This window comes from Pseudomonas azotoformans (assembly GCF_001579805.1).
In the GTDB taxonomy this organism is placed as follows: Bacteria; Pseudomonadota; Gammaproteobacteria; order Pseudomonadales; family Pseudomonadaceae; genus Aquipseudomonas; species Aquipseudomonas azotoformans_A.
This window is the reverse complement of sequence record NZ_CP014546.1, coordinates 1,082,404-1,098,758: the sequence shown is the minus strand read 5'-3', so window position 1 is coordinate 1,098,758 and position 16,355 is coordinate 1,082,404. Positions and strand designations below refer to the sequence as shown.

The following is a 16,355-nucleotide window of genomic DNA, read 5'->3' as shown; positions in this document are numbered from 1 at the left end:
TCAGCCATGAAAGGGAGTATGTGATGCGTTACTTGAAAGCCACCGCTCAGGACCGTAGCGGCAATGGCAAAGCTGACATGGTCATCCTGCAGTTTTTTGAACAGACGGCGAACGAACCTGACGAACTGGTCCATGAGGCGGTGGCGATTGATATCACCGCCGACGGAGTCGCCGACATTCTGTTACCCGGCGATATCAATTTTGATGGCTGCAAATCGGCGGAGGATAAGGCACTGCTCAAGGCATTTGCCGATACCTTCCTGAAGCAAGGCTGGTTCAATGCCGGGGACACCTGGCGGCGTTACCTGACGATGCAAGTCAGCCATTGGGCGAAGAGCGGCATACCCAATACGATCAAGTTGAGTTTTCATCGGTGCTGTTCGCCCCGGGGCAAACGTATCCTGGTGTATACCGCTGCGGGCTATGACGGTGACAGTGATGGGGTGCTGGAGTCGTTTACCAACAGCGATCTTGACCAGAACGGTATTGCCGACCACCAGGACAAGGCGGCAATCAAAGTGTTGTGCAACGCTTTCCTGGCATTCGCTTGGCACACGCCGCCGCTCAAGAAGCCTTGAAGTCGGCGTCGTCGAGTTTGGCCGCCAATGCCTCGACCTGTTCCTGGCGCTCAGCCTGGCTCAGCTTGGGGTGAGGATTGAGGGACGACCATTGCGGATGGGCGCGCGCCTTATGCAGCGCGTCCGGCAACTTGCCTTCGCGCCAGTTTTTGTCCTGGGGCGTGTCGACCTTGATGCTGTGCATCGCCGCATGGCCGCGCAGGTTCAGGGCCTTGAGTAACTGGCGCTGACGCAGGGCGAGCAGGCGCAACACACTGTCGTCGACGGTCAGCTCGCGTTGGCCTTTGATTTTGCCCAGCAACCGGCTGCCATAGCTGCGCGCGGTTTGCAGTGCGCCACCGGCAATTGCACCGGCCAGGGCGGCGGCGCCCAGCGTTAATCCACCGACCAACAAATCCACGCCCGCACCGGCCGCCGCCCCTGCGGCGATCCCGCCACCGACACGCACGCCCAGTTGCTTGAGGGTTTCCGGGTTGAACAGGTCATCGCCCCAGCGCCCGTCGAGCAGGGGCAAGTCGCTGGCGGCGGCGTCCTGCGGTCGGAAGCCGAACAGCTTGAGCAGGGCTTCCACGCATTTCTGTTCACGTTGGCGCACGGCTTTGCGCAGGTCGCCGATGGCTTGTTGTTCATCTTCGGTGACCACACTGCGGCGACAGGCGGCGCAGTCGATCAGCAATTCGGCGATCAGTCGCGCAGCACTTTGCTGGCGGGCCTGACGCAGAGCCTCCTGATCAAGAATCAAGCGTTCCAACTGTGGCCGCGCGCTTTCCAATAGCAGGGCGAGGCTTTCATACAGCCGACGTTCACCGTCTTCCGGGGGCGCCACACTGTCGAATCGCACCAGCGCATGCAGGCCCAGGCGAGCCAGGGCTTCGCGCCAGTCCGGCTCGCGATGGTCGCTGCTGCTGACGAAATTGAGCACCGGCAGCAACGGCTTGCCGCAACTGGCCAGCACTTGGAGTTCGTCGCGGTACTTGGCCAGCACCGGTTCGCGGGCGTCGATCACATACAGGCCGGCGTCCGAGGCCAGCAGTTGGCGCAGCACCTTGGCTTCCTGTTCGAAACGCTGGCGGGCTTCACTGCCATCGAGGAAGCGCGCCAGGCGGGCCGGGCCGTCGAGGCGTTCGCCGGGGCGATCCAGGCGCTCCAGGTAATCGAGCAGGGCGATGGCGTCTTCCAGGCCGGGTGTGTCGTACAACTCCAGCAAGGCTTCGCCGTCCACCGACAAGCGCGCGCCTTCGACATGCCGTGTGGTGCTGGGGCGATGGGAGACTTCGCCGAAGCCTACGTCTCGGGTCAGCGTGCGCAGCAACGAGGTCTTGCCGACATTGGTGTGGCCGACCACGGCGAGTTTCAGCGGCTTAGTCATGACCCGTCTCCAGCCAGTTCAACGGCGCGCAATCGGCGAATGGCAGCTCAAGTTGCTGCAACGCGGCGTGCCAGTCGCCCAGGCGTTCGGCGTCCAGTGCCTGGCCGGACGGCGCTTGCAGCAGCCAGACGCGGGTGGCGGTGGCGCTGCGCGCGAGTTCGGCGATCAGCGCGAGGCTGCCACGATCCGGCGAGCGGCGTGGGTCGCAGGCGATGGCCAGGCGGGCGGGCGGGAAGCGCGTGAGTTGTTCCAGCAGTTTGTGGCGTGACTCGCGGCTGTCGAGGATGCCGGCGTTCTTCACGCTGGGGGGCAGCTTGGGCGGCCAGGGATGTTGGTCGTCCAGTTCAATGGCGACCAGCAGGGCGCCGTCGCTTTCCAATTCACTGACGCCGCCACTGATGGGGTGCAGTTGCTCGGGCGCGGCATCGTTGACCCCAAGGCGCTCGCTGCTCGGCATCAGGCGTTCGCGCAATTGGCTATAGCCGGGCAGGTTGAGGTCCAGGCGCAGGGCGGCGCGCCCGCGTTTCCAGCGCCACAGGCAAAGCAGGGCGAGGATCAGGCGGGGCAGCAGGCCATAGACCAGCAGCACGCCGACCAGCCAGGCGGCCCAGGCTTGGCGGGCACTTTCGATATTCAGGGCGGAGTCGCCGCTGGCGCGGATCATCTCGACGGTCGGCACGTTGAAACCCAGCAACGCGGGCAGGGTGCCGAGGGCCTGGGTGACGGCGACAAAGGTGTCGGCACCGAGAATAGTGGTTTCCCACACGAATCCATAACGACGGGTGGCGAGTAGCGTAAGAATAATTACCAAGGCGCTGAGCAATGCCAGCAACCACAGGCTGTTGACCAGCACGCCCACGGCCCAGCGATTGAGTTTTTGCCGTTGCAGCAGCAATAACAGTGCAGGTGCCAGTTGTGCGGCCTTGGCATCTCGGGCGAGTTTTTCGCTGAGCCATAACCACAGTCGCCCGAGGCTGGCGCTGTGTTCACCGGCAAACAGCAGGCCCAGGGCCCAACTGATCAACAGGATGAGATTCAACCCGAGCAAGCTGCCGAGCGCCCAGAACACGTTGACTGGCGTCGGGCCGTTGCCCAATGCAGCAAACGCCAGTCCAGCGCCGCTGATCACGGCGACTATCGCTAGCAGCACCAACGCCAGACGTGCACCTTGCAGCCAGCGGGTGAGGGCATTCGTGAGCCCGTCGCGCTCGGCCAGGTGCAAGGCGCGTTGCTGGATGCGCGTCGGCAGATCGCCGCCGGCCGTGCGGGCCAGGCGATTGGCCTCCAGATCTTCCAGCGGGCCTGCGTGTTCTTCGCGCAGGCGCACGGTTTCTGTCAGCCAGAGAGTGTGCAGAGGAGTCACGCGCTGTCCTGTTGTGTTTGTGAGCCTGGAGCATAACCCCTGGCTCGGGGCTCTGGTATTCTCGTCGGCATGAAAAAAACTCTCCCTTTAAGCCTGATCGCAGCCCTCGGTGAAAACCGTGTGATCGGCGTCGACAACAGCATGCCCTGGCATTTGCCGGGGGATTTCAAATATTTCAAGGCCACCACGCTTGGCAAGCCGATCATCATGGGGCGCAAGACCTGGGACTCCCTCGGTCGACCGCTGCCAGGGCGCTTGAACCTGGTGGTTAGCCGTCAGACCGATCTGGCGCTTGAAGGTGCGGAAGTTTTTCCGTCGCTGGAGGCAGCGGTGGAACGCGCCGAGGCGTGGGCACTGGAGCAGGGCGCGGACGAGCTGATGCTGATCGGCGGTGCGCAATTGTATGCGCAGGGGCTGGAGCAGGCGGATCGCCTGTATTTGACGCGAGTGGCGTTGAGTCCGGAGGGGGATGCTTGGTTTCCGGAGTTTGATGCTGGCCAGTGGAAGCTGGTGTCGAATGTCGAGAATGCGCCTGAGGGTGAAAAACCGGCGTACAGCTTTGAGGTTTGGGAAAAGGCCTGATCGGAACCGGATAAGCCTGACTTGCACAAGCAACTGTTATACATCACTGTAATGACTAATGTCTTTACAGTGATGGCTGTCCCATGGCCTCTATTAACGTACGTATCGACGACGATCTTAAGGCTCGTGCTTATCACGAGCTGGAAAAACTCGGCGTCACCCCATCGGAGTTAATGCGCCAAGCTTTGCAGTACGTGGCAGAGCGCGGTCAGTTACCCTTCAAACCTGTGCTCATGACTGAAGATGACGAGGCTTTGTTGGCAACTGTTCGGGAGCGGTTGGCTGCGCCTCAACGAGTGAAGGTCTCATTGGATGACCTATGAACTCGACTTCGATGCGCGCGCTTTAAAGGAATGGCACAAACTTGGCGATACCGTTCGCCAACAGTTTAAAAAGAAGTTGGCCGCAGTCTTGATCAACCCACGTATCGAAGCCAGCCGTCTGTACGGCTTATACCCGATTGCTACAAGATCAAGCTTCGCAGCAGTGGCTACCGGTTGGTGTATCAAGTGATTGATCAGGAGATCACGGTATTTGTCGTTGCTGTCGACAAGCGTGAACGTGAAGAGGTCTATCGGAAGGCTGCCGACCGGTTGAGCTAGCAGGGAGCAAGATCCCTGCTAGCCGATTTCATTAAGCCTGCGCTAATTCCGCATGCTCATCGGCATTCAACAGCGCTTTATCCGTCTGCCCCATGACCTGGCTGGTAATCGCCCCCGCCGTCATCGAACCATTCACGTTCAGCGCCGTGCGACCCATGTCGATCAGTGGCTCCACGGAAATCAGCAACGCCACCAGTGACACCGGCAATCCCATGGCCGGCAGTACGATCAGCGCGGCGAACGTTGCACCGCCGCCCACGCCGGCAACGCCTGCCGAACTCAAGGTCACTATTGCCACCAGGGTCGCGATCCACAGCGGGTCCAGCGGGTTGATGCCCACGGTCGGCGCTACCATCACCGCCAACATCGCCGGGTAAAGCCCTGCGCAGCCGTTCTGGCCAATCGTCGCGCCAAACGAGGCAGCGAAACCGGCGATGGATTGCGGGATGCCCAGGCGACGGGTCTGCGCTTCAATGCTCAGCGGGATCGCCGCCGCGCTGGAGCGGCTGGTGAAGGCGAAGGTCAGCACCGGCCACACTTTGCGGAAGAAACGCAGCGGGTTGATCCCGGCCAGGGACAGCAGCAGGCCGTGCACCACGAACATCAGGCCGAGCGCCAGGTACGACACCACCACAAAACTGCCGAGCTTGATGATGTCTTGCAGGTTGGAACCGGCGACCACCTTGGTCATCAGCGCCAGTACGCCGTAGGGCGTGAGCTTCATCACCAGGCGCACCAGGCGCATCACCCAGGCTTGCAGGGTGTCGATGGCGTTAAGGACTTTCTGGCCTTTTTCCACGTCATCCTTGAGCAGTTGCAGCGCGGCAACCCCCAGGAAGGCAGCGAAAATCACCACGCTGATGATCGAGGTCGGCTTGGCCCGTGCCAGGTCGGCAAACGGGTTGGCCGGCACAAACGACAGCAGCAGTTGCGGGATATTCAGGTCGGCGACCTTGCCCGCGTAATCACTCTGGATCACTTGCAGGCGCGCCATTTCCTGGGTGCCGGCCACCAGGCCCTCGGCGGTGAGGCCGAACAGGTTGGTCAGGCCGATACCGATCAGCGCCGCAATCGCCGTGGTGAAGAGCAGCGTGCCGATGGTCAGGAAGCTGATCTTGCCCAGGGACGAGGCATTGTGCAGGCGTGCCACGGCGCTGAGGATCGAGGCAAATACCAGCGGGATCACGATCATTTGCAACAGTTGCACATAGCCGTTGCCGACCAGGTCGAACCAGCCGATGGAGGCCTTGAGCACCGGGTTGCCGTCGCCGTAGATCGTGTGCAGAACGGTGCCGAACACCACACCGAGCACGAGGGCGAACAACACCTTCTTGGCGAGGCTCCAGTTAGTACGACGGGTTTGTGCCAGGCCCAGCAACAGGGCCACGAACACCAGTAAGTTGAGAATCAGGGGCAGATTCATTGAAGCTCCGTTGAGAAGGCAGCCAATCGCGTGAGCCTGCGATTGCGAACCGGAAAGCCTAACAGCTTGAAATATATTGATTTAATACCGATATGGAATGGCGACTGTCGTTTTTGGAATAAGCGTTTGACGCTCAGGCACATGCCGTTGGCGCGATCACGACGCAAGCGGTCGCGCTCGGGCGATAACTGTCACAGGGATTTGTTAGCGTCGGTGTCTTTCACTCAGGGAGAAACGTTTATGAAGCTCGCTTCGAGATTGTTTGCCGCCGCGCTGTGCCTTGGCCTTGCCGGCCAAACCATGGCCGCCACCGAGTTGAAACACTGGCCGGCCCCGGCCGCCAAGCAACTGAACGAAATGATCGCCGCCAACGCCAACAAGGGTAACTTCGCGGTGTTCGACATGGACAACACCAGTTACCGCTACGACCTCGAAGAATCCCTGCTGCCCTACATGGAAAACAAAGGCCTGATCACCCGCGACAGCCTTGATCCTTCGCTCAAGCTAATGCCGTTCAAAGACACCGCCGACCATAAGGAAAGTCTGTTCAGTTACTACTATCGCCTCTGCGAAGTGGACGATATGGTCTGCTACCCGTGGGTCGCCCAGGTGTTTTCGGGGTTCACCCTCAAGGAACTCAAAGTGCAGGTCGATGAGTTGATGGCTTCCGGCAAGCCCGTGCCCGTCAGCTATTTCGAAGGCGATGTGGTGAAGAGGTCCGAGGTGCAACCGCCGAAAGTCTTCACCGGCCAGGCCGAGCTGTACAACAAGCTGATGGAAAACGGCATTGAGGTGTATGTGATGACCGCTGCCTCGGAAGAACTGGTGCGCATGGTCGCCGCCGATCCGAAGTACGGCTACAACGTCAAACCCGAGAACGTCATCGGCGTGACCACCCTGCTCAAGGACCGCAAGACCGGCGAACTGACTACTGCGCGCAAACAGATCAGCGCTGGCAACTATGACGAGAAGGCCAACCTCGGCCCTGGAACTCACCCCTTACCTGTGGACCCCGGCGACCTGGATGGCCGGTAAGCACGCGGCGATTCTCACCTATATCGACGAATGGAAAAAACCGGTGCTGGTGGGCGGCGACACGCCGACCAGCGATGGCTACATGCTGTTTCACGATGTGGACGTGGCCAAGGGCGGCGTGCATTTGTGGATCAACCGTAAGGACAAATACATGACCCAACTGAACGGCATGATCGCCAAGCATGCGGCGGCGCAGGCTAAGGAAGGGTTGCCGGTGACGGCGGACAAGAACTGGGTGATCGTTAAGCCTGACGAGATTCAGTAACACCGAGTCGCCTGTATTCGCGAGCAAGCCCGCTCCCACATTTTTTTGACCGCATTCTTATGTTAGAACTCGGTCACTGTGGGAGCGGGCTTGCTCGCGAAGACGGCCTCAAAAACACCGCATAACCCACAGTAAAAAATAGATATCAATTGCGAACCAATCTCATCCTCTGCTAGCGTGCGCACTTCCTGAACCCTCCGTTCTTCTCAAGGTAGTGCTGTGTCCTCCTGGAATTCGCAGATCGCGCGCCTGTTCGCGGAGCAGAAGAAAGCCCTCGAAGCCTTCGTCACCCGCCGCACCGGCAGCGCTCAGGTGGCCGCCGACCTGACTCAGGAATCGTTCCTGCGCCTGGCCCGCCTGGACTCCGGCGAGAAGATCGACAACCTCCCCGCGTTCCTCTTTACCATCGCCAGCAACCTGGTGCGTGATCACCAACGCCAGGCCATCCGCCGCGAGCGCCTGGATGCCGGTGAACCCAGTGAAGAACTGCCGTGCACCAACCCAGGTGCCGATGAGCAGTTGGCCGCCTATCAGCAGGAGCAACTGATGCAGGATGCTATCCTGGCGTTGCCCGAGGCGACTCGGCAGATCTTCCTGCTCTATCATGTCGACGAACTTTCCTACCGCGAGATTGGCGAACGCCTGTCGATCACCCCGCGCAGTGTGGAATACCAATTGCGTCGCGCCTTGATTGAATGCCGCGCCTACATCAAGACGCGGCTCACCAGCGACACACAAGGACGTCGGTCATGACTGCTACACACCCTGCCGACGAGCTGTTCGAAGAAGCCTCCGGCTGGTATTTCCGCCTACAGGCCGAAGATGTCACGGCAGCCGAAATGGACGCCTTTGCCGCCTGGCTCGGGCAGGGCCAGCCTCAGGATGACGCCTGGCAAGAAGTGCAGGCCATGCTCGGCGGTTTGCGTGAGCCAGCACGGGTGATCCGCCGTGCCGAACAGGCGGCCTGGCGCAAGCCGGTGCGACGCTGGGCCTGTGCGGCCGCCGTGCTGCTGGCGGTGGGGCTGACCGTACAGAACACCCCCTGGCTCGACCGCCTGCGCGCGGACTACGCCACCCGCACCGGCGAGTCGCGCACCGTCGAACTGGCCGATGGCTCCCAGTTGCAACTCAACACTGACAGCGCGATTCAAGTGCGCATGAGCGGCGGTGAACGTCAGATTCGTCTGCTGCGTGGTGAAGGGTTTTTCAGCGTGACCAAGGACCCGGCACGACCTTTCGTGGTGCAGTCCGGCGATGGCTGGGTGAAGGTGATCGGCACCCAATTCAGTGTGGCGCGGCGCGATGCGCAGACGCGGGTGCAGGTGGCGCAGGGCAAAGTGCAGGTCAGTGCGGGCAGTGGTGATCCGGTCTATCTGGAGCCGGGCCGGGCGGTGGAATATCAGGATCATCGCCTTGCCGAGGTCCACGGCTTCGACGCGGCCAGCGGTTTCGCCTGGCGCCAACGGCAACTGGTGTTTCGCCAGCAGCCACTGTCTGAAGTGGTCAGCGAGTTGAATCGCTACTGGCCCGGCAAGACCCTGGTGCTGGGCGATGCGCTGCGCAATCGCGTGGTGTCCGGCGTGTTCGAGATCGACAAACCCGACGCCGTGATCAAGGCGCTGGAATACACCCTCAACCTGCAAGCCGAGCACTACACCCCGTATTTGCTGGTGTTGCGCGAAGGCAAAGCGTCCTGACGACAACTTTTTCAAAATAGTTTCAGGGTTTCCCCGCAACCCATCGTCCTTGATCACTGAGGCGCAAATAGTAAGCACTCTCAAGTAGTGCGGCGCCGATCACAGACTTTTTTGCACCGGGGAGCACCATCCATGGCACACCGATACGCCGCACGGCCCTTGCTGGCACTGGCCATTTCCTTGGCCTGCGGCACTGCGCCGCTGTATTTGCAGGCCGCCGAGACCACCCAGGCCCAGACCTATCGTTTTGATATTCCGGGGCAAAGCCTGGACGGTGCGCTGGCGGCGTTTTCGGCGGTGACACGGGTGCAGGTGTTGGTATCGGGGGAGTTGACCCAGGGGGTGGTGTCACCGGGCGTGAAGGGCAGCCTGGGGCAACGTGAAGCCTTGGGCCAACTGCTGGGCGGCACGGGGTTGAGTGCAGCGTTTATCAATGCCGACACCGTTACCCTGGAAAAACGTGTAGACACAGGCGGCGCCCTTGAAGTCGGTGCCACCACCATCAGCGCTGAGCACCTGGGGACGACCACCGAAGGCAGCGGTTCCTACACCACTGGTGCGGTGACCATCGGCAAGGGTACGCAAAAGCTCAAGGACATCCCGCAGTCCGTCAGTGTGCTGACCCGCAAAGCCATGGATGACCAGAACATCTCCACCCTGACTCAAGCGATTGAAGCTGTGCCGGGCATGGCGTCGGTCAAGTCGCCGGGCCCTGGGATGTTTATGTTTGCGCGCGGCTTTGAGATTGAATCGCTGCAATACGACGGTGTGCCAGTCCCCCGCAACGTGTATGCGCTGGGCAGCTACATCACCGAGAACATGGTGATCTACGACCGCATGGAAGTCCTGCGCGGCGCCGCCGGCCTGTTGCAAGGCGCCAACAGCCCAGGTGGTGCCGTGAACCTGGTGCGCAAACGCCCACAGGCCGTGCCTACGGTGACCTTGAGTGCCAAGGCTGGCAGTTGGGACCGTTATGCCTCCCAGGCGGATGTCGGCGGCCCATTGAACGAGGCCGGGACGATCCGTGGTCGGGCAGTGGTCAACTATGAGAAAGGCCACTCCTTCACCGACTACGTGTGGAACTGGGAACAGACCGTCTACGGCGCGCTGGACTTTGACTTGGACGATGACACGACCCTGGGCGTCGGATTCAGCAACAAGAAGAGCCATGGGCGGCCGTACTTGATTGCCTTGCCGCGTCACACCGATGGGAGCGCGCTGGATGTATCGCGTTCGACCTATACCGGTGCGAGCTGGAACCGTTCGTTCAATGATCAGACGGCGGTGTATCTGGACCTTGAGCATCGCTTTAACGATCAGTGGAAGTTCAAGGCCTCGGCGCTGGCAATGAATGAATCCAACGAGGCGACATACCAATTCATTGTCGGTGCGGTGCCGGTGGGAAGTACCCAAAGCGGCAGGTACGCCGACTATTCCACGGACTTCTACGGCAAGAACCGTGGTATCGATGCCTACGTCAGCGGCGACTTTGAAGCCCTGTCGTTCAAGCAGAGCCTGGTAGTGGGCGCCAACTATTCCAAGTACAACACTGATGATGGTTATGCCCGTGCATTCACGCCAGGAGCGGACATCGGTGCCATCGACCATCACCGCCCTCAGCCGACTTATAACAGCATTGCCGACCGCGCCAACCTGGCCTTGAGTACCTACGACATCACTCAAAAAGGACTTTACGGCACCTGGCGGGTCAACCTGACGGAGCCCCTGACCTTGATCCTCGGCGCCCGCACCAGTTGGTATGACTTTGCCTTCGATCAGGACAACTACTACGCCCGTCAGTACGAAGAGGGCGGTGAGAAAAACTCGGTCAAGAGCAATGGCAAGGTCACTCCCTTTGCGGGCTTGGTGTATGCGCTGGACGACCAATGGTCGGTGTATGGCAGCTACGCCGAGGTGTTTATCCCGCAGACCCAACTGACCCAGCAAAAGACGGGATTGCCGCCCATCGAGGGACGCAACTACGAGGTGGGTATCAAGGGTGAGTTGATGGATGGACGCCTCAATACATCCCTTGCGATGTTCCGCTATATCCACGAAAACCGTGCCGTTACCGACTTCAGCACCGATATTGATGGCCCAAACGCCTGCAGTGGCTGGTACTGCTCCACCGCCTCGGGCAAGGTGCGCAGCCAAGGGCTTGAGGCGGAGGTCAGCGGCCAATTGGCGCCAGGTTTGCAGGTCAGCAGCAGTTATACCTACAACACAACGGTGTTTTTGAAAGACACCGAACTCAAAGGCAAGGTCTTCAGTACGGCGGTGCCCAAGCACATGCTGCGGATTTGGGGCGATTACAAACTGCCGGGGGACTTAAGCCGCGTCAGCCTGGGTGCAGGGGTTAATGCACAAACGGCGACCACCAGCTTTGACCGTAACTTTGGCCAGGCCGGCTTTGCGATTTTCAATTCCCGAGTCGCCTACGACGCCAGTGATGAAGTCACCCTGGCGGTGAACTTCAACAACCTCTTGGACAAGCGTTACTACATCCCGTCCTACAGCCAGTTGGTGGGCAACAACTACTTCGGCGACCCGCGAAACATGATGTTCAGTGTGACGTACAAGCCGCAGTTCTAGAACCCGGCTCCTATACAGGGCTCACTTGATTGATTTCAGATGCCAGTTCCATTGCGCAACCAACGCGTTCTCACGCAATTTGATGAACAGCCCATAGTCGCTCAGGTAGGCTGCCTGATAAGTCCAACCTTTCATCTGAACGCAGTCGAGTACCTTGGCTTGCCCCTTCAGGTCCGGGGTCAGGTTGGCAGCCGGGATTTCCCGAGCGACCTTGCAGGTCACGGTTCTTGGTTCACTGGTCTCTGGCGAAGGACTGCCATCGGGGTTGATGGATTTTGACCATGTCTGGGTGTAGCTCACCTCACTGGCGAGGGGCAAGTTACGCCAATCGCCTTGAAAGCTCAGGCCAACCAAGAGACGGGTCTTCACCTTGTCACTGCCGGTTTTGCGGTCGAGACCTTGGCTGTCCAGATCAAACAGGCCTTGGAAGGTCAGCTCCTGGTTAAAACCGAGTGCCGAGTCGCGCGTTTGTACCAGCGTCTGGCCGGATGCGTTGTCGACACTGATAAATGCCTGTTTGGTCTGGTCGCCCACTCGGGTGTTGTTGAAGAGCACGGCGTCATAGTCATACGCCAGCTCGCTCAGGGTGCGGGTTGGCGCAGGCAGGCCGAGCGCTCGGATGGCCGCCAGCACGGCCGGGTTGGCATTGGTTGCGCTGGCAACGGGTGGCAATGGCTGGCGCGCCTTGAAAGCGGGTAAATGGGCCAGCTCCACCGGCGCCTGGCATAGAGCCTTGAAGAGCTGGGCATGTTCGCCGGAAGCTTGATCCAAGGCTTGCGGCTTGAATTGTCGACGGATTTCGCCGTTGATCATCTGGCGCGTTTCATCAAGGTTGAACTGGCTCATCAACGTAATGGTGCGTTGTGTGCAATCCAGCCTCAGCCGCTCCTGCCGTTGAGTGAACAACGATGCATTCTTGGCGACCTGATAGTGCAGGTAATCCTGGGCGGCCCAGACGGATATCTGACTGCCTTGGCGCTGCACGCTGTTACGGTCGATCAGCAGCCAACTCTGATCGACAGAGGCTTGCAGCACCCGCCAGTCGGGGACGGGGCGTGCCTTGCATACGCTCTGCAATTGAGCGCTTTGCTGCAGTTGGTGGGCCTGTACCGTCGGCAGGTCGACGCCTGTTGCCGGTGAGGGAGTAAATGCCCGCAGGCCCGAGCGCGTGGGGTAGAACATCCTTCCAGGGCCTTGTGTGCAATAGGCGTCGAACTGCACAGAGATCGGGTTTTGCTGCAAATCGACGGAGTACGCGACTCTGTCGCCGTTGCGCAGGATGGTGTAGTCGAGCGCCGGCAGTGTCATGGCTTCGTTGAAGAGTGCCAGGCCTGGGTCCACCTGAGGCTTTTGCAGCGAGCTGCAACCGGCCAACGCCAATAGGGAAAGCGCCCATGCAGCCGGGTGTAGAGCGGTAGAGCGGGCATCCATGCGGGTAAGTTCCTTGAGAAATAGTTGCGCCTGTTATCGGCTGGCGTATGAAAAACTACAGCGTCAGAACGCCAGGCAAAAAAATGCCCCGCACTTGGCGGGGCATTTTTATGAGCGCAGCTTACAGACCGTCAAGCATCGCCTTGTTGCGCACAGCACCCTTGTCGGCACTGGTGGCCAGCAGGGCATAAGCCTTCAACGCGGTCGTCACTTTGCGCGGACGCTTCTCCACTGGCTTCCAGCCTTTCTTGTCCTGCTCGACCCGGCGTGCCGCCAGTTCTTCATCGCTGATCAACAGGTTGATCGAACGGTTCGGAATGTCGATCAGCACCTTGTCGCCGTCCTGCACCAGGCCAATCGCGCCGCCGGCAGCGGCTTCTGGCGAAGCGTGGCCGATGGACAGGCCCGAGGTGCCGCCGGAGAAACGGCCGTCGGTCAGCAGGGCGCAGGCTTTGCCCAGGCCTTTGGATTTCAGGTAGGACGTCGGGTACAGCATCTCCTGCATACCCGGGCCGCCTTTCGGGCCTTCGTAGCGGATGATCACGATGTCGCCTTCCTTCACTTCGTCGGCGAGGATGCCGCGAACCGAGCTGTCCTGGCTCTCGTAGATCTTGGCGCGGCCTTCGAAGACGTGGATGGACTCATCCACACCGGCGGTTTTCACCACGCAGCCGTCGAGGGCGATGTTGCCGTACAGCACGGCCAGGCCGCCTTCTTGGGAGTAGGCGTGCTCGACACTGCGGATGCAGCCGTTTTCACGGTCGTCGTCCAGGGTGTCCCAACGGGTCGACTGGCTGAACGCGGTTTGCGTCGGGATACCGGCCGGGCCAGCCTTGAAGAAGGTGTGCACGGCTTCGTCGTCCGTCTGGGTGATGTCCCACTTGGCGATGCCTTCGGCAATGGACTTGCTGTGCACGGTCGGCAGGTCGGTATGCAGCAGGCCGCCACGGGCCAGCGAGCCGAGGATCGAGAAGATCCCGCCGGCGCGGTGCACGTCTTCCATGTGGTACTTCTGGATGTTCGGCGCGACTTTGCACAGTTGCGGCACGTGGCGGGACAGACGGTCGATGTCGCGCAGGTCGAAATCGATCTCGGCTTCCTGGGCCGCGGCCAGCAAGTGCAGGATGGTGTTGGTGGAACCGCCCATGGCGATGTCCAGGGTCATGGCGTTTTCGAACGCCTTGAAGTTGGCGATGTTGCGCGGCAACACCGACTCATCGTTGTCGTGGTAGTAGCGCTTGCACAGCTCGACGATGGTACGGCCGGCCTGCAGGAACAGTTGTTCACGGTCGCTGTGGGTGGCGAGGGTGGAACCGTTGCCCGGCAAGGCCAGGCCCAGGGCTTCCACCAGGCAGTTCATCGAGTTGGCGGTAAACATGCCGGAGCACGAACCGCAGGTCGGGCAGGCGCTGCGCTCGTATTCCGCGACCTTCTCGTCAGAAGCGCTGGAATCGGCGGCGATGACCATGGCGTCGACCAGGTCCAGGCCGTGGGAGGCGAGCTTGGTCTTGCCAGCTTCCATCGGGCCGCCGGAGACGAAGATCACCGGGATGTTCAGGCGCAGGGACGCCATCAGCATGCCAGGCGTGATCTTGTCGCAGTTGGAGATGCAGACGATGGCGTCGGCGCAGTGGGCGTTGACCATGTATTCCACGGAGTCGGCGATGATCTCGCGGCTCGGCAGGGAATACAGCATGCCGTCATGGCCCATGGCGATGCCGTCATCCACGGCGATGGTGTTGAATTCTTTGGCGACACCGCCGGCGCGTTCGATCTCGCGGGCGACCAGTTGGCCCAGGTCCTTGAGGTGGACGTGGCCCGGTACGAATTGGGTGAACGAGTTGGCAATCGCGATGATCGGCTTCTTGAAGTCGTCATCTTTCATCCCCGTGGCACGCCACAGTGCGCGCGCGCCGGCCATGTTGCGGCCGTGGGTGGATGTTTTCGAGCGGTAATCAGGCATTGGAGCACTCCGGGCGGCTAATCGGTATCAAAGGGGAGTGAGCTTCTAATTGACGTCAGGAACACCCGAAAAATGGCCGTGTGTCCGGAAGTTGCCACTCGCGTCGCGGGATCGCCGCTTGCTTGGGCCTCGAGCTCATAAACCCGCCGGGGGATGACTGGCGATGAATAAGGCCGATTCTACACCGCTGGCGGCTGGAGGGAATGGCCGAAACCGTGAAGATAGCGGCTACGGGACGTGCGGGTGGCGCCGCGCCCATGCGTTCAAGACCAGGGCGACGATGCTCAGGATCAGAAAGCACAGACCCAGCGCAGTGCTCAGGTGGTGGGTAAAGGTGCTGATGAAGGCACTGATAAGGCCACCGGCAATGAACAGCACCGCTGCAACGGCTGATGCCGCCGTACCTGCATTGTCTGGAAACAAGCTCATGGCCTTAGAGTTAGAGATGGGCCGGGTGATGGTGGTGCCCGCCGTGCAGAGCAGCATGGGCACCAGCACGGTCGGTATTGATAAGCCGAACTGATAGGCCAGGAACAACATGACCCCGCCAGAGATTGCGATCAGCACCAGCCCGATGGCCATCTGGGCCGCAGCCGGTAGCCGTTTGTGCAGGAAACCTGCACATATTCCGCCCATTACGTAAGCGGCGCCGTAGAGGAGCAAGGTCAGGGAGTACTCATGGGGCGACAACTGCAACTGGTCCATGAAAATCAGCGGTGACACCACGATGAACGAGAAATGGCAGGCGAACGTAATGGCCGAGATCGTGGCATAGCTGGCGAAGTGGCGGTTGGCGAAGACCTTGGCGTAGGCCTTGAGCAGGCTCTGGTGGCTCGGTGCTGCTTGAGGCAAGCCGCCGTGGAGCAGCCGATGCGCCATGATCAAGGTTGCGGCACACAGCGCGATAAACACATAGAAGCTGGCTTGCCATCCCCAGTGCAGTTGCAGCCACGCGCCCAGCAGCGGGGAAATCGATATGAAGATGCCTCCGGCCGTGACCATTGCGATCCGCAACCGCTCCTGTTCTCTGCCGAAGAACAGGTCTTGCACCAGTGCTTGGGACAATATGAAACCGCCGCAGCCCATGGCCTGGATAACACGGAAGAACAGAAATTGCGGTGTGTTGCTGGCCGCCAGGCACCCGGCCGCGCCAATGATAGCAACGGCCATGCTGGTCAATAGCAGCTTCTTGCGGCCGATCCGGTCGGACAGCGGGCCGATCAACAGCATGGAGCAGGAAAAGCCAATGGCGAACAGGCTGACTGAGCGGGCGATCTGGGTGGTCGAGGTGGAGAAGTGTTCCGCCAGGGCGGGAAAGGAAGGCAGCACGACGTCAAGCGGGAAGACGCCCAGCAGGGTCATGGTCATCAGCCAGAAAACAATGAAGGGTTTTTCAGCGTGCGTGATTGCCGTCGACATGGGCGGGCCTCGATTCCGTGAGGCGGTCGAGGATCA

Annotated in this window: 12 protein-coding genes and 2 pseudogenes; 8 read left to right on the top strand and 6 right to left on the bottom strand. The window is 60.6% G+C overall.

The window, feature by feature from the left end; genetic code table 11:
* Positions 1–23 precede the first annotated feature (23 nt).
* The gene (locus AYR47_RS05210) at positions 24–578 is read left to right on the top strand and encodes a hypothetical protein (protein WP_061434513.1); all 555 of its coding nucleotides are present in this window, start codon (positions 24–26) and stop codon (positions 576–578) included.
* On the opposite strand, the gene AYR47_RS05205 is transcribed toward AYR47_RS05210, so the two are convergent.
* Entirely contained in the window at positions 565–1,947 is a 1,383-nt protein-coding gene (locus AYR47_RS05205) for a DUF3482 domain-containing protein (protein ID WP_061434512.1), read from the bottom strand. The two genes, AYR47_RS05210 and AYR47_RS05205, sit on opposite strands and share 14 nt — an antisense overlap.
* Positions 1,940–3,310, bottom strand: a complete 1,371-nt coding sequence (locus AYR47_RS05200) for a DUF2868 domain-containing protein (RefSeq protein ID WP_061434510.1) — start codon at positions 3,308–3,310, stop codon at positions 1,940–1,942. Before AYR47_RS05200 ends, AYR47_RS05205 begins: the two co-directional genes overlap by 8 nt.
* A gap of 69 nt (positions 3,311–3,379) precedes the next feature.
* Between AYR47_RS05200 and AYR47_RS05195 the strand changes: the two genes are divergently transcribed.
* The 3 genes and pseudogenes from AYR47_RS05195 (at position 3,380) to AYR47_RS05185 (ending at position 4,494) form a co-directional block, all read left to right on the top strand.
* Positions 3,380–3,892 (top strand): dihydrofolate reductase, encoded by a 513-nt coding sequence (locus AYR47_RS05195; RefSeq protein WP_061434508.1) that lies wholly within the window; start codon positions 3,380–3,382, stop codon positions 3,890–3,892.
* Between the two features lie 83 nt (positions 3,893–3,975).
* Complete coding sequence (locus AYR47_RS05190) at positions 3,976–4,215, top strand: type II toxin-antitoxin system RelB/DinJ family antitoxin (RefSeq protein ID WP_033897026.1); 240 nt, start codon at positions 3,976–3,978, stop codon at positions 4,213–4,215.
* A pseudogene (locus AYR47_RS05185) lies at positions 4,205–4,494 on the top strand (type II toxin-antitoxin system RelE family toxin). Before AYR47_RS05190 ends, AYR47_RS05185 begins: the two are co-directional and overlap by 11 nt.
* A gap of 31 nt (positions 4,495–4,525) precedes the next feature.
* Here the strand turns inward: AYR47_RS05185 and AYR47_RS05180 are convergent.
* Complete coding sequence (locus tag AYR47_RS05180; protein WP_028618333.1) at positions 4,526–5,917, bottom strand: L-cystine transporter; 1,392 nt, start codon at positions 5,915–5,917, stop codon at positions 4,526–4,528.
* A 240-nt stretch (positions 5,918–6,157) separates the two neighbouring features.
* On the opposite strand from AYR47_RS05180, the pseudogene AYR47_RS05175 reads away from it, so the two are divergent.
* The 4 genes and pseudogenes from AYR47_RS05175 (at position 6,158) to AYR47_RS05160 (ending at position 11,506) form a co-directional block, all read left to right on the top strand.
* Positions 6,158–7,217, top strand: a pseudogene (locus AYR47_RS05175) (haloacid dehalogenase-like hydrolase).
* 219 nt (positions 7,218–7,436) lie between these two features.
* Positions 7,437–7,970: an RNA polymerase sigma factor gene (locus AYR47_RS05170; RefSeq protein ID WP_033897031.1), complete on the top strand. Its 534-nt coding sequence runs from the start codon at positions 7,437–7,439 to the stop codon at positions 7,968–7,970.
* Positions 7,967–8,914, top strand: coding sequence for a FecR family protein (locus tag AYR47_RS05165; protein WP_061434506.1), 948 nt, complete (start codon positions 7,967–7,969; stop codon positions 8,912–8,914). Before AYR47_RS05170 ends, AYR47_RS05165 begins: the two co-directional genes overlap by 4 nt.
* A 132-nt stretch (positions 8,915–9,046) precedes the next feature.
* On the top strand, positions 9,047–11,506 hold the full coding sequence (locus AYR47_RS05160) for a TonB-dependent siderophore receptor (protein WP_061434505.1): 2,460 nt from the start codon (positions 9,047–9,049) through the stop codon (positions 11,504–11,506).
* A gap of 21 nt (positions 11,507–11,527) precedes the next feature.
* Here the strand turns inward: AYR47_RS05160 and AYR47_RS05155 are convergent, their stop codons facing one another.
* From AYR47_RS05155 to AYR47_RS05145, 3 genes are all read right to left on the bottom strand, one after another.
* Positions 11,528–12,937 carry a surface-adhesin E family protein gene (locus AYR47_RS05155; RefSeq protein WP_033897035.1) on the bottom strand — a complete coding sequence of 470 codons (1,410 nt, stop codon included), beginning with the start codon at positions 12,935–12,937 and terminating at the stop codon, positions 11,528–11,530.
* 121 nt (positions 12,938–13,058) lie between these two features.
* Entirely contained in the window at positions 13,059–14,900 is a 1,842-nt protein-coding gene (ilvD, locus tag AYR47_RS05150; protein WP_016976011.1) for a dihydroxy-acid dehydratase, read from the bottom strand.
* 228 nt (positions 14,901–15,128) lie between these two features.
* A complete protein-coding gene (locus AYR47_RS05145) occupies positions 15,129–16,319 on the bottom strand; it encodes an MFS transporter (RefSeq protein ID WP_033897036.1) in 1,191 nt (396 codons plus the stop codon).
* Between the last annotated feature and the right edge of the window lie 36 nt (positions 16,320–16,355).